Raw genomic sequence first — 13892 nt, 5'->3', positions numbered from 1 at the left:
TTACTCCTGCTCGGCCTTGGCCGTGGGCAACTCGATGCCCGGGAAGATCTTGATCACGGCCGAGTCGTCTTCGCGGCCAAAACCGGCGCTGGAAGCCTGCATGAACATCTGGTGGGCGGTGGCCGAGAGCGGCAGCGGGAATTTGCTGGCGCGGGCGGTATCCAGTACCAGGCCCAGGTCCTTGACGAAGATGTCCACCGCCGACAGCGGCGTGTAGTCAGCCTTGAGGATGTGTGGCACGCGGTTTTCGAACATCCAGGAGTTGCCGGCGCTGTGGGTAATGACCTCGTACAGGGCGTCGGCATCCACACCTTCGCGCAGGCCCAGGGCCATGGCTTCGGCGCTGGCAGCGATGTGCACACCGGCCAGCAGCTGATTGATGATCTTGACCTTGGAACCCAGGCCGTGAACGTCGCCCAGGCGGTAGACCTTGCCCGCCATGCCGGCCAGCACGGTTTCAGCCTTGGCGTAGGACTCGGCGGGGCCAGAGGTCATCATGGTCATTTCGCCAGCGGCGGCCTTGGCCGCGCCACCGGAGATCGGCGCGTCGAGGTACAGCAGGTGCTGGGCGGCCAGGCGCTTGCCCAACTCCACGGCGAAGGTCGGGGCCACGGTGGCGCAGCCGATCACCAGGCTGCTGGGCCGCAACGCGGCAACGGCACCGTTGTCGCCAAACAGCACGGTTTCGGTCTGCTCGGCGTTCACCACCACGGTGATGATCACATCACAGGCCGCAGCCATGGCCGCGGGGCTGGCGCAGGCAACGCCGCCTTCGCTGGCGAACTGTTCAGTGACGGCGGCTCGCACGTCACAGGCATGGACCTTGAAGCCGGCGCGCAGCAGCGACCGGGCAATGCCCAGCCCCATGGCGCCCAGGCCAATGACACCGACGTTGTTGTTATTCATGGCAGTACTCCTGGGGTGAATGCGCTGTCCCGATCATGCGCTCATGATCGAATCTTGTTAAGCGTTTTCAGTATTTAACATTTTTTAACACCATATTTGCAACAGGAACGGGTCGACCTACGCAAAAAAGCGCATCCGATGTTAAAAAAGGTTAAATTTCGGACAAGCCCCCTCGGTCAAGCCAGGAGCAGATCCACCCCAAGCTTGCGCACGCTCTCCACCGCACCCGGCGTCAGGGTGCTGTCACTGATGATGGTGTCGAACTGCTCTAGCCCGGCGATCTTGTACATGCCGAAGCTGCCGTACTTGGAGCTGCTGGCGACCAGCACGGATTGCGAGGCCGACTGCATGGCCGCCTGTTTCACTTCCACCTTCAAGGCCGACGGCGTGGTCAGGCCACGTTGCAGGTCCCAGGCACTGGTCGAGATGAAGGCGATATCGGTGGCCAATTGGCGCAGGGTAGCGGCGGCCAGGCCGCCGACGCAGGAGCGGTTGGGGTGGTCCAGCAGCCCCCCGGTGTGAATCACGTCGATGTGAGCGGCGGCTTCCAAGGCGTGAACGATGCCGAAGTCGTTGGTGACCACGGTCATGCCTGACAGGGCGATGATATGCGGGACGATTTCCAGGGTACTGGTGCCAGCGTCAAGGTACAGGGTCATGTCGGCTTTCAACAGGCCTGCGGCCAGGCGAGCCATGCCCTGCTTCTGTGGCAGTTCCAGCACGGCCTTCGACTCGTGGCTGGGTTCACTGTGCACCTGGCTGGCGATGCGCACCCCGCCCGTGACCGAATAGGCACGGCCTTCCTGTTCGAGCAGGGCGATGTCGCGGCGCACAGTCATGTGCGAGCAGTCGAACATTTCCATCAACTGATGCACGCTGAGCACCTGGTGCTTGCGCAACTGGCGCAGCATCAGTTCGCGTCGCTGTTCGGGGATCATCGGCGCGCCGTTGCTGGGCGTGGGGGACTCGGTAGGCATCGGGGCTCCAGGACGGGTACAGGGCAGGCAGCAGCCATGATACTGATCCTGCCCCCCTGCTTCGACAAGAATATCGGCAGCGGCTTCAGGCGGGCGGCGTACCACCCGCTGTGGTCGCTCGCACAACGCGCAAAACAGAAACAATTGGACCCTGAAGGAATACCTGATCTTTTCTTCATCTTCAGCCGGCGCTTCCTGATCCACGTCACCCATGATCGAGGTCAACAGCGGATGAATTCAGCGGTGCGACTTTCGCCCACTACTTCCCCCGACATATTGATCGGTTATACTGGGCGACGCTTTCTTCGCCCTGATTTCGGCTTTTCCTTCTGTATTGTGGCCAGGCTTCTGGTATTCGGTCCTCTCTAAACGATCCGTCATGAAATATATAATCCTTGCCCTGTTCATGTGTTCCATTGCCTTCGTTCATTTTCGCGGACGTGTGCGCCACAGATTCACCCGCCAACTGAGTGACCATTCCAGTTTCCTGGCGCCGGTGAACGCGTTCCTGTATCTGTTCTCCCGCCTGCCGGCACGTCCTTACCTGGACGTGCGCGAGTTTCCCGACCTGGCGCCACTGCAAGCGCACTGGCAAGAGATTCGTGAAGAAGGCGTGCGCTTGATGGAAATGGGCGAGATCAAGAGGTCGGCCGGCCACGACGATGTCGGCTTCAACTCGTTCTTCAAGACCGGTTGGAAGCGGTTCTACCTCAAGTGGTATGGCGATAGCCACCCGTCGGCCAGTGCCCTGTGCCCGCGCACCACGGAGCTGCTGGCCGGCATCGGCTCGGTCAAGGCCGCGATGTTCGCCGCCCTGCCCCCAGGCTCGCGCCTGGTGCGCCATCGCGACCCTTACGCCGGCTCGTACCGCTACCACCTGGGCTTGGAAACCCCCAACGATCCTGGCTGCTACATCAATGTGGACGGTGAGAACTACCACTGGCGCGATGGCGAACCGGTGATGTTCGACGAGACCTATATCCACTACGCCGAAAACACCACCGAGCAGAACCGCATCATCCTGTTCTGCGACATCGAGCGACCGCTGAAATACCGCTGGGCCACCGCCTTCAACCGCTGGTTCAGCTACAAGGTCATGGCGGCTGCCGCCGCGCCCAACAATGAAGGTGACAAGACCGGCGGCATCAACCGGCTGTTCAGCCGTATCTACACCATTCGTGAACGCGGCAAGGCATTGAAAAAACGCAACCGTATGCGTTATTACGCGGAGAAGTGGGCAGTAGTGGCGGTCTTTGTTTTGCTGTTTATCTATCTTTGATTGCAACTAACGCAATAGTCTTTTTCCGCTAACGGTTTAATTAGCCGGGTGCACGCCAGCGTCCACTCGGCCCCCTCAGCGGCTGGGCTGAAGTTGTCCGCTGTCGGCACGACGGGCCGCCATGCCCAGGCAGAAGCCGGTCAGCCCCAGCAGCGACGCCACGCTGAGCACCGACGCCGCCGCGAAGGCGGGGTCCTGACCAAAGCCCACGGCGTAGGTGCAGAGCGCGCCCACCGCCATCTGGCCGAACCCGTACAAACCCGCCGCCGACCCCACCAGGTGCGCATCCACGCTCAACGCGCGGCTCAAGGCCGCCGGGCTGGCCAGCCCCGCGCCCACCGCGAACAGGCTGACCAGGCCGACGATCCAGGCCACCGAGCCCAAGCCCGACGCTACCACCGCCAGCAAGCCCAGGGCGCTGGCGATGCTCAGCCAGGCCCCCAGCAGCAGCAGGCGGTCTGCCGATACCGTGCGAATCAACCGACGCGTCAGCGCATTGCCCACCGACATGCCGACGATCAGCATGCCCAGGTACAACCCGACCTCACTCAAGGGCCGGTGCAGTTCGGTACCGATGATAAACGGCGCGGCGGCAATGAAGGCATAGATGGCGGTGGTCATGCAGCCACCGCCCACGGCGAACCCCAGGAACACCGGAGACCGCAGCAACTGGCCGTAGTCACGCGCCAGCGCCCGCAGGCTGACCTGGCCGCTGGGCGTGGACGTTTCCGGCAACAACCGCCAGGTGCACAGCAAGGTCACCGTGCCCAGGCTGGCCAGTACCCAGAAGATCGCCCGCCAGCCCAGGTGCTCACTGATCAGCGAGCCGATCAGGGGCGCGAAGCCAGGGCCGACCATCATCATCAGGTTGAGCAGCGCCAGGTCGCGCACGGCGTCTTCCAGGCCGGCGCCATCGCGGGCAATGGCCCGGCCCAGCGCCAGGCCTGCGCAACCACCCAATGCCTGCACCAGCCGCGCCAGCACCAGGGTATGGACATCACCGGCAAACGCGGCGCAGAACCCCGCCACCGTGTACAACGCCAGGCCCACCAGCAGCAAAGGCCGGCGGCCCAGGCCATCGGACAGCGGCCCATAGGCCAGCTGCCCGAACGCCAGGCCCAGGATGTACACACTGATGGTGCGCTGCATGGCGGCGCTGTCTACCCCCAGCGCCTGGGCGGCGGCCGGCAGCGCCGGAACGAACATGTGCATGGCCAGCGTGCCGCTGATGGTGATCAGCACCAACAGCCAAAGGGGGGCACGCGGTTTGACGGCAGACAGCGGAGCGGACATATAGATAGCAACCTAACAAGTAGGCTTGCAACTATAGGGAACCGCCCTCCTCCTTGTCTACGTGCGCGCGTCGCTTGTCTTCGCCGTCGCGCAACAGGTCATAGAGCACAGTAGCCGGGCCCAGTATCGCAATCACGACCAGCGCGATCAGGCCTATAGTCGAATGGTTCATGGTCAATCCCTGCCAGGCTGGGTGATAACGCAAGAATCCCCCCAAGGACGCAGGCCTGGCAACCGCTTTTACCGAGTCTTTACGCCCGTTCGCCGGGTCGTTCAGCTGGGGTTCATTCACCCAGGTTGCAGACTTCGGCCATCCGGCGGTAATCAAGCACGTGTTCCTGGTGTTGCGAATCGAGGTACGTCATGTGCGCGCCCACCACTTTGCAGGTCTGGGAGGCGTCGGCGTTGTCGGCCAGTACTTTCTGGATATCCAGGTGCTGGCCATAGTGGTAGCTGTCATGGATAGTATCGGCCTGGGCGAGCACGGCCCCGGTGCTGGCCAGGGCGAAGACGGCGATGGCGCTGATGGTTTTGATGTTCATGGTGGTGCCCTCAAGCAATTCAATCATCGAAGTGGCCGCTGCAACTGCGTGGCCGTGACGCTATTGAATGCCGGGCGGGTATCTCCAATGTGTCACCCCGAGGCCTGAAAACGGCGGTTTTGCACCACTGTGTATCTGTGGCGCCGCAGATACACTGGAATACAAAGCGAGACGGGCAAACCCACGCCTGCTGGGTAGAATGCGCGCAACCGCCAGAGAGGAGCTGTCATGGAGCACGTGGACCATATCCTGATCGTCGACGACGACCGCGAGATTCGCGAGTTGGTGGGCAACTACCTGAAAAAGAATGGCTTGCGCACCACGGTGGCCGGTGACGGGCGGCAGATGCGCGCGGCACTGGAAGACACCCCGGTGGACCTGATCGTGCTGGACATCATGATGCCCGGTGACGACGGCTTGCTGCTGTGCCGGGAATTGCGCGCCGGCAAGCACAAGGCCATTCCGGTACTGATGCTGACGGCCCGCAACGACGAGACCGACCGTATCGTCGGCCTGGAAATGGGCGCCGACGACTACCTGACCAAGCCCTTCGCCGCCCGCGAGCTGCTGGCGCGCATCAACGCCGTGCTACGCCGTACACGCATGCTGCCGCCCAACCTGCAGGTCACCGACAGTGGCCGGTTGCTCGCTTTCGGCCAATGGCGGCTGGACACCAGCGCCCGCCACCTGTTGGACGCCCATGACACCCTGGTGGCGCTGAGCGGCGCCGAGTACCGGCTGCTACGGGTATTTCTCGACCACCCCCAGCGGGTGCTCAACCGTGACCAGTTGCTGAACCTGACCCAGGGGCGTGATGCCGACCTGTTCGACCGCTCCATCGACCTGCTGGTCAGCCGCCTGCGCCAGCGCTTGCTGGATGACGCCCGCGAGCCGGCCTATATCAAGACAGTGCGCAGCGAAGGCTACGTGTTCTCCATGCCGGTACAGGTGCTCGGGGCGCCAGCATGAAGCCCTGGTTCCCGTGGCCACGCACCCTGGCCTCACGCTTGTCGCTGATCTTTCTCGCCGGCCTGGTACTGGCTTATGGGTTGTCGTTCGGCGCGCAATATTGGGAGCGCTACCTCAGTTCCGAGTCGATGATGCACAAGACCATGGAGCGCGACGTGGCCACCGGCGTGGCGATTCTCGACCACTTGCCCGCCGACCAGCGTGATGCCTGGATCCCGCGCCTGGAGCGCCAGGTATACAAGTTCGAGCTGGGCGACGGCGCGCCGGGCCAACCGTTGCCCATCGCCGAGTTGCCCCATGCCGGCCAGGCTATTCTCACGGGGCTGAACAACAGTCATGGCCTGAACTTCACCCACTCCGTCGACCCGCGCGACCGCTTCCAGGCACACCTGCGCCTGAACGATGGCACCCCGGTGACCATCGACGTGCACCCCTCCTCCATGCCCATTCCCCAATGGTTGCCGGTGATGCTGCTGATTCAGCTGACGGTGGTCTGGGGTTGCACGTGGGCCGCGGTACGCATGGCCACCCGCCCCCTGACCCGCCTGGCCAGCGCCGCCGAGGCCCTGGACCCCAACAGCGCCGGCCAGCGTCTGGACCTCAGCGGCCCCAGCGAAGTGACCCACGCGGCCTCGGCGTTCAATGCCATGCAGGATCGCATCGCCACCTACCTGAAGGAGCGCATGCAACTGCTGGGCGCCATCAGCCATGACCTGCAGACGCCGCTGACGCGCATGAAACTGCGCGCCGAATTCATGGACGATGGCGTGGAGAAGGACAAGCTGTGGCATGACCTGAGCGAAATGGAGCACCTGGTGCGCGAAGGCATCGCCTATGCCCGCACCCTGCACGGCGCCACCGAAGCCAGTTGCCGTATCGACCTGGACGCGTTCCTGCAGAGCCTGGTATTCGATTATCAGGACGTCAACCAGCCCGTGGCCCTGGCCAGCAACAGCCAGGCGCAGGTCGACACCCGGCCCCAGGCCTTGCGGCGCATTCTGTCCAATTTGGTGGACAACGCACTGAAATTCGCCGGCGACGTCAGCCTGGGCAGCACCCGCGCCAGCGATGGCAGCATCACCATCGAAGTGCTGGACCAAGGCCCTGGCATTGCCGAGGAAGAGCTGCAGGCCGTGTTCAAGCCGTTCTACCGGCTGGAGAACTCGCGCAACCGTTCGACCGGGGGCACCGGGCTGGGGTTGGCGATCGCCCAGCAACTGACCCTGGCCATTGGTGGCCAGCTCACGCTGAGCAACCGCGAAGGCGGCGGCCTCAGCGCGCGCTTGCAGTTGCCGGGCTGACGCAGCCTGTAGGAGCACAGCTCGCTGGCGAAGAGCACAACGCGGTCCGCCAGGTACACCGCACGGCCCTTTTTCGCTAGCAAGCTACGCTCCCACCAGGACGTGCAAATACCACGCAGACCCCGCGAACCTGTAGGAGCACAGCTTGCTGGCGAAGGGCACAACGCGGTCCGCCAGCTACACCGCACGGCCCTTTTCGCTAGCAAGCTACGCTCCCACCGGGACGTGCAAGTTCCACGCGGACCCCGCAAAACCTGTAGGAGCACAGCTTGCTGGCGAAGGGTACAACGCGGTCCATCAGATACACCGCACGGCCCTTTTCGCTAGCAAGCTACGCTCCCACCAGGCCGTGCAAGTACCACCCAGACCCCGCAAACCTGTAGGAGCACAGCTTGCTGGCGAAGGGCACAACGCGGTCCGTCAGCTACACCGCACGGCCCTTTTCGCTAGCAAGCTACGCTCCCACCAGCACGTGCAAGTACCACGCGGACCCCGCAAACCTGTAGGAGCACAGCTTGCTGGCGAAGGGCACAACGCGGTCCGTCAGCTACACCGCACGGCCCTTTTCGCTAGCAAGCTACGCTCCCACCAGGCCGTGCAAGTACCACGCAGACCCCGCGAACCTGTAGGAGCACAGCTCGCTGGCGAAGGGCACAACGCGGTCCGTCAGCTACACCGCACGGCCCTTTTCGCTAGCAAGCTACGCTCCCACCGGGACGCGCCAATACCACGCAGACCCCGCAAACCTGTAGGAGCACAGCTCGCTGGCGAAGGGCACAACGCGGTCCGCCAGGTACACCGCACGGCCCTTTTCGCTAGCAAGCTACGCTCCCACCAGGCCGTGCAAGTACCACGCAGACCCCGCAAAACCTGTAGGAGCACAGCTTGCTGGCGAAGGGTACAACGCGGTCCGCCAGGTACACCGCACAGCCCTTTTTTTCCTAGTCATCGCGCAGGGGGCGCCTGGAACTGCCCTTGAGCCAGCCCTTGAACGTCATTGCCCAGGTCGTCCTTGGCATCCAGGTCGGCGCCCTTGGCCTTCAGCGCTTGCAGGATGTCCTGGCGGTGGAACAGCGCGGCGTACATCGCCGCGGTCTGCCCGGCATGGTTGCGCTGGTCGGCGTTGCAGTCGGCGTTGACCAGGCGGTGGGCGATGCTCAACTCGCCTTTGAAAATAGCCCCCATCAGCGCCGTGTTGCCGTGATTGTCCTGCACGCAGGGGTTGGCCCCTGCCTGCAACAGTTGCTCCACCGCTGCCTGCTGACCATGGTAGGCGGCCAGAATCAGGCCGGTGTAACCCTTTTCGTCCTGGATGTTCAGGTCGTAATGGGCCTCGATGAACGTCGCCAGCCGCGGCTGGTCGCCTTCGCGGGCGGCGTCGAAAAACAGTTCGCGCAACTGCGTGCGCGGGTCGGCGCTTACGGCGCCGGTGTACAGGGCCAGAAGCAGGCCCAGAAGAAAAATTCTCACCCTTGAAAGCCTCCCGGAAGCACCGTTTCGGTAGGACCGGGCGAAGCTCGGGAAGCGGACAACGCGGTGTTTGACAGCCAACGCACAGGCCGCTTCCCGAGCTTCGCCCGGTTCTACCAGGAGCAGCGTGGATCAGTCCTGCAACTGCGCAGCCAATGCCTTGACTTTCGCCAGGTCGCCCTTGGCCACCTTGGTCACCCCGGTACCGTAGGCCGGATCCGCCTTGTACAGGTACGACAGCATGATCTGCTTGCTCTCGGTGTCGGTGTCAGCCAGCGACTCGCCGAAACTCTGGATCAGGTCCTGCTGCTCTTTCGGGCTGTAGGAGCGGTACAACTCGCCGGTCTGCTTGAAGTTCTGCTCGCGCTGGATCTTCGCCTGCTGGGTGGTGCCGCTCAGGGCCAGTTGGCTGTAGCGAGCGTCCGGGTCGGCCGGGCGCGGGTTCAGGCGGCTGGGCTCGTAGTTCACGCCCGTGGTGGTATGGCCAGTGTTGAGCGCACCGTCCTGGTTGCCGTTGTTCACCGCCACCCGCGGCCGGTTGATCGGCAGGCTCAGGCCGTTGGCGCCCAGGCGGTACATCTGCGTGTCAGCGTAGGAGAACACCCGGCCTTGCAACAGGCGGTCTTCCGACGGCTCGATGCCGGGCACCACGTTGGCGGGCGCCATGGCCACCTGCTCGGTCTCCTGGAAGTAGTTGTCGACGTTCTTGTTCAGCGTCATCTGGCCGATTTTCTGTTCCGGCACATTCGGCCAGATCTTGGTAGCGTCCAGCGGGTCGAAGTCGAACCTGGCCAGGTCTTCAGGCTTGAGCACCTGGATGTACAGGTCCCATTTCGGGAAGTCGCCCTTGTTGATCGCACCGACCAGGTCATGGGTCAGGTGCGCGTAGTCCTTGGACTGCACCTGGGCAACCTGGACCGGGTCGAGGTTCTTGATGCCTTGCAGGCTCTTCCAGTGGAACTTGACGTAGTGCACTTCGCCTTTGGCGTTTACCAGTTTGTAGGCGTGCACACCATTGCCATCCATGAAGCGATAGCTGGCGGGGGTGCCTTCGTTGGAGTACAGCAGGGTCAGCGTGCGGGTGGCTTCTGGAACATGGGAGAAGAAGTCGAAGCGGCGCGAATCGTCGTCCAGGTTGGTACGCGGGTCCGGCTTGAACGCGTGAACCATGTCCGGGAACTTGATGGCATCGCGGATGAAGAACGTCGGGAAATTGTTGCCCACCAGGTCCCAGTTGCCATCGGCGGTATAGAACTTGGTGGCGAAACCACGCGGGTCACGCAAGGTTTCCGGCGAATGGTTGCCATGCACCACCGAGGAGAAACGCACGAACACCGGGGTGTGCTCGCCTTGGCGGAACACGGTGGCCTTGCTCAGGTCGCTGATGTTGCTGGTGGCCACGAACTCACCATGCACCCCGGTGCCACGGGCATGCACCACGCGTTCGGGGATGCGTTCACGGTCAAAGCGCTGGAGTTTCTGCAGCAGTTGCACGTCTTGCAACAGGGCCGGGCCGTTGGCACCGGCCGTCTGGGAGTTCTGATTGTCGCCCACCGGGGCGCCGTTGTCGCGGGTCAGGGTAGCGGCGAATGCCGAGCTGCAGGCCAGCAGGCCGCAGGCAGCCAGGCTGAGCGCATGGCCAGATAAGGTATTGATTTTCAAAGTTAATCCCTCATGGATCTTATGATGTGCTTGCCTTTTCAAGCCTAGAGAGGGTTAACCCGAAATCGTAAATTGAAAGGCCCTATGCCCCCGATTGAAAATTTTACTGCACGGGACTCGTAGCAGCGGACCTGGCCGCGTCATGAACGCCGCGCGGTGTCAGGTATACCGCAGGTGGGGCCTGACGCGGCCAGGTCCGCTGCTACGCGGGGTGTACCGTTTGGACCATGCAGTCTATTTACCGGCAGTGTAGGGTGTCGAGTACTTCTGCAACAGCTTCAGCGTCACGCCATTGGTCCAGCCGAAGCCATCCTGCAACTCATACTCTCCACCACCCCCGCCCTGGCCCAGGCCGGACAGGTCGTATTTCTCCACCAGCTTGTCCTGCACGCTGTAGAGGTTCTGCACCTGGTGCAGGAAGCGCGTGCCGATCTGCGCCGCCAGCCCGGTTTCCTGGTAACGGCTCAGGCCTTGCACAGCCACCCACTGCAACGGCGCCCAACCGTTGGGCTCATCCCACTGCTGGCCATTGCTGACCTGGGTGGTGGCCAGGCCGCCGGGACGCAGCAGGCCGTTGCGCACAGCGTCGGCCGTTGCCTTGGCGTGGTCCGGGGACGCCACGCCCGCGTACAGCGGGAACACCGTGGCAGCGGTCAGCGCCGGGCGCTGCCGGGCCTGACGCCAATCGTAGTCCACGTAATAGCCACCAGCGCTGTTCCACAGGTGGGCCTCGATGGCCACCTGACGCTGCTGGGCACGCTGGTCGAAGGTCTGGGTACAGGCGCTGTCGGCCGCGGCCTGGCAGGCCTTGGCGATGGTTTTTTCCAAGTGGTACATCAGGCTGTTGAGGTCCACCGGCACAATCGAGGTGGTGCGGATACTGGTCAGGCTCTTGCTGTCACCCAGCCAGCGTGAACTGAAGTCCCAGCCGCTTTCGGCACCCGCGCGCAGGTCGCGCCACACCTCTTCTTTCGGTCGGGTGGGCACCTGTTCAGCAGTGTTCACGTCTTGCAGCCAGGATTCCTGCCGGGGCGTGGCGCTGGCGTCCCAATAGCGGTTGAACAGGCTACCGTCGGGCAACTTCACCACATGGCGAATGGCCTGGCCGGCTTTGAGGGTTTGCGCGCCGTCCATCCAGTAGGCGTATTCCTTTTGCAACTGCGGCAGGTAGCGGCTGTAGGCCTGGTCGCCTTCGATGCGCGCTTCAAGGTCCACCATGTACGCAAAGAACGGCGGCTGCGAGCGGCTCAGGTAGTAGGTGCGGTTGCCGTTGGGGATGTGCCCGTAGGTATCGATCATGTAGGCGAAATTGTCGACCATCTGGCGAACCTGGGCTTTATCGCCACTTTGTTCAAGGCCGAGCATGGTGAAGTACGAATCCCAGTAGTACATCTCGCGGAACCGCCCGCCGGGTACCACATAGGGCTGTGGCAACGGCAGCAGGCTGCTGTACTGGGGCACCTGGCTGTAGCTGCGGCTCAGCACCGGCCACAGGTTGTCGATATGTTCCTTGATCGGCGCCCCGGGCCTGGGCGCCGGGCTTTCGGCTTCGCCGGACTCCACGAAGTTGGCGGTCACGAAGGCTTTCAGGTCAAAGCCCGAGCGCTCGCGCTGGGCCAGGTAGTCGGCGCGGATGCGCGCCGGATCGCGCTTGGGCAAGGCATCGACGAAGTGTTTCTGGTCGGTGAACACTTTGTCACGCTGCACGGCTTCGAACAGTTCCGGGTAGGCTTGGTCAGGCGGCAGTGCCTGCAGACTGGCGGGGTCACCCGCCCCCCACATGGCCGGTGGGTGGCTGGAACACGCCGCTACCAGCAGGGCGGCGCAGGTCAGGCTGGTGAAGTGCAAAGGTCGCATGGCGGACTCCTTGTCGGGTCGGTGGCAACATGCAAGTGACCGCCAGGCGTTGCCACGGGTTCAGTCGGATTCGGCTGCCAGGCTCGTCTGCTGTGCGGTCACCGGCCGTTCCGCGAGGAACAGCAGCACCACCGCTGCCGATGCCAAAGTGATTGCGATCAGGGCCCAGGTGACCTCGGCAAAGGCACTGGCGACAGCAGCGGCCAACACTTCGCGCGGTGCCGCGCCCAGCAGCGCCCGGGCCTGGGTCATTTCCCCCGCGCCCAGGTATTGCGCGGCCTGCGCGACTTGATCCGCGGGCAAACGTGGCAGCGCCAGGCCCAGCTGCCGGGCGATCAGACCACTGCTCAGCGCGGTGACGATCGCCAGGGCAATGCCCTCGCCCGCCACCCGCGTGGTGCTGAAAATACCCGTGGCCATGCCCGCACGCTCCTTGGGCACCACGCTGACCGACAGCCCGTCCATCAGGCCCCAGGGCAGGCCGGTGCCCACCCCGATCACCAGCATCGGTGCCACCCAGGCCAAGGGGTGGGCCCCCGCGTCGATGCGCCCCAGCCACCACAAACCAAACGCTGCCACTACCAGGCCCAATGCGCAAATCACCCCGGCGGAGGCAAACCGTACCAGCCAGGCAGCCACGCTGGGCACCACCAGCATGGGCCCGCACAGGGCGAGCATGGCCAAGCCGGCGTCGACTTCGCTACGGCCTTCGATGCCGACAAAGCGCAACGGCAGCGCCACCAGCAGCACCACGAAGCAATAGCAGGTGGCGATGGGCAGCAATTGCACGCCCAGGAACCGTGGGTAGCGCAACAGGGACAGGTCCAGCATTGGCCGCGCGGCACGTTGCTGGCTGATCACGAAACCGGCCAGCAGCAGTGCCGCGGCCAACAGCTTGCCCCAGACGGCAGAGTTGGCCCAGCCATCGACCGGCACTTGCATGATCGCCCAGGTCAGCAGCCCCAGCGCGGCGCTGAACAGCACCGTGGCCACACCATCCACGCGCCCGGCAGCCGGATCACGGGACTCGCGCAAGTGGCGTACACCCAGCACCAGTGCCAGCGCACCGATCAGTGCCGCGGTGACGAACACCGCGCGCCAGCCCAACTGACTGATCAGCCAACCGGATAAAATCGGGCCCAGGGCCAGCCCGACCCCGAAGCTGCTACCCAGGGCACTGTAGGCACGGGTGCGGGCGTGACCGTCGAACAGTTCGGCCAGCGACGCCGAGCCACCGGCCAGTGCCGCCGCCGCGGCGACACCCTGCATGGCCCGCAAGGTATCCAGCCACAGCACGCTGGGGGCGATGCCCAGCGCCAGGGAAACGAGTATGTACAGGCCCACGCCCGTGACGAACAGGCGCTTGCGCCCATAGGTATCGGCCAGGGTACCGGCGGCCAGCAGCAGGCTGCCGAACGTCAGCATGAAGGCGTTGGTGATCCAGGCCAGGGCCAGGGGGCTGCCACCCAGGTCACGGCCAATGGCCGGGGTGGCGATGGCGCCGGCGGAAAAGCTCAACGGCAGGATAACGGCGGCCAGGCACACGGCCAGCAAACCGTAACGGGGAGCAGGTGCAGAGGTCATGAGCAACATCCTGTGGCCAGATTCGAGGCCATGAGGATAGGATGTCTCCTAT

The 13892-nt window shown here is 63.8% G+C and carries 13 protein-coding genes; 4 read left to right on the top strand and 9 right to left on the bottom strand.

Going from position 1 to position 13892, the window contains the following annotated elements; translation table 11 throughout:
- Nucleotides 1-927, bottom strand: coding sequence for an L-threonate dehydrogenase (ltnD, locus tag QBK88_RS05700; protein WP_445764898.1), 927 nt, complete (start codon nt 925-927; stop codon nt 1-3).
- Between the two features lie 155 nt (nt 928-1082).
- Nucleotides 1083-1883, bottom strand: coding sequence for a DeoR/GlpR family DNA-binding transcription regulator (locus QBK88_RS05695; RefSeq protein WP_277961277.1), 801 nt, complete (start codon nt 1881-1883; stop codon nt 1083-1085).
- Between the two features lie 36 nt (nt 1884-1919).
- Here QBK88_RS05695 and QBK88_RS05690 point away from each other — a divergent pair, with 36 nt between their 5' ends.
- Together QBK88_RS05690 and lpxO are read left to right on the top strand one after the other, a co-directional pair.
- Nucleotides 1920-2252: a hypothetical protein gene (locus QBK88_RS05690; protein ID WP_277961276.1), complete on the top strand. Its 333-nt coding sequence runs from the start codon at nt 1920-1922 to the stop codon at nt 2250-2252.
- Between the two features lie 10 nt (nt 2253-2262).
- Nucleotides 2263-3162: a lipid A hydroxylase LpxO gene (lpxO, locus tag QBK88_RS05685; RefSeq protein WP_268141918.1), complete on the top strand. Its 900-nt coding sequence runs from the start codon at nt 2263-2265 to the stop codon at nt 3160-3162.
- Nucleotides 3163-3237: 75 nt separating this feature from the next.
- Here lpxO and QBK88_RS05680 read toward each other — a convergent pair whose 3' ends face one another.
- From QBK88_RS05680 to QBK88_RS05670, 3 genes are all read right to left on the bottom strand, one after another.
- On the bottom strand, nt 3238-4455 hold the full coding sequence (locus QBK88_RS05680) for a multidrug effflux MFS transporter (protein WP_277961275.1): 1218 nt from the start codon (nt 4453-4455) through the stop codon (nt 3238-3240).
- A gap of 31 nt (nt 4456-4486) precedes the next feature.
- The gene (locus tag QBK88_RS05675; RefSeq protein ID WP_277961274.1) at nt 4487-4627 is read right to left on the bottom strand and encodes a hypothetical protein; all 141 of its coding nucleotides are present in this window, start codon (nt 4625-4627) and stop codon (nt 4487-4489) included.
- Nucleotides 4628-4739: 112 nt separating this feature from the next.
- A complete protein-coding gene (locus QBK88_RS05670) occupies nt 4740-4997 on the bottom strand; it encodes a DUF2790 domain-containing protein (RefSeq protein WP_277961273.1) in 258 nt (85 codons plus the stop codon).
- A 228-nt stretch (nt 4998-5225) separates the two neighbouring features.
- Here QBK88_RS05670 and QBK88_RS05665 point away from each other — a divergent pair, with 228 nt between their 5' ends.
- The gene (locus QBK88_RS05665; RefSeq protein WP_268141914.1) at nt 5226-5966 is read left to right on the top strand and encodes a response regulator; all 741 of its coding nucleotides are present in this window, start codon (nt 5226-5228) and stop codon (nt 5964-5966) included.
- Nucleotides 5963-7267, top strand: coding sequence for a sensor histidine kinase (locus tag QBK88_RS05660; RefSeq protein ID WP_277961272.1), 1305 nt, complete (start codon nt 5963-5965; stop codon nt 7265-7267). The genes QBK88_RS05665 and QBK88_RS05660 overlap by 4 nt, the downstream gene beginning before the upstream one ends.
- 945 nt (nt 7268-8212) lie before the next feature.
- Here QBK88_RS05660 and QBK88_RS05655 read toward each other — a convergent pair.
- The 4 genes from QBK88_RS05655 to QBK88_RS05640 all read right to left on the bottom strand — a co-directional run bounded on the left by QBK88_RS05655 (nt 8213) and on the right by QBK88_RS05640 (nt 13849).
- Nucleotides 8213-8731 (bottom strand): ankyrin repeat domain-containing protein, encoded by a 519-nt coding sequence (locus QBK88_RS05655; protein ID WP_445764897.1) that lies wholly within the window; start codon nt 8729-8731, stop codon nt 8213-8215.
- 138 nt (nt 8732-8869) lie between these two features.
- The gene (gene katB / locus QBK88_RS05650; RefSeq protein WP_277961322.1) at nt 8870-10363 is read right to left on the bottom strand and encodes a catalase KatB; all 1494 of its coding nucleotides are present in this window, start codon (nt 10361-10363) and stop codon (nt 8870-8872) included.
- Nucleotides 10364-10633: 270 nt separating this feature from the next.
- Entirely contained in the window at nt 10634-12256 is a 1623-nt protein-coding gene (gene treA / locus QBK88_RS05645; protein ID WP_277961270.1) for an alpha,alpha-trehalase TreA, read from the bottom strand.
- A gap of 60 nt (nt 12257-12316) precedes the next feature.
- The gene (locus QBK88_RS05640) at nt 12317-13849 is read right to left on the bottom strand and encodes an MFS transporter (RefSeq protein WP_277961269.1); all 1533 of its coding nucleotides are present in this window, start codon (nt 13847-13849) and stop codon (nt 12317-12319) included.
- Between the last annotated feature and the right edge of the window lie 43 nt (nt 13850-13892).

The organism is Pseudomonas sp. RIT-To-2 (assembly GCF_029623465.1).
Lineage (GTDB): Bacteria > Pseudomonadota > Gammaproteobacteria > Pseudomonadales > Pseudomonadaceae > Aquipseudomonas > Aquipseudomonas silvicola.
Note: the sequence above shows the minus strand (reverse complement) of the source record. Positions and strands in the feature narration are given on the sequence as shown.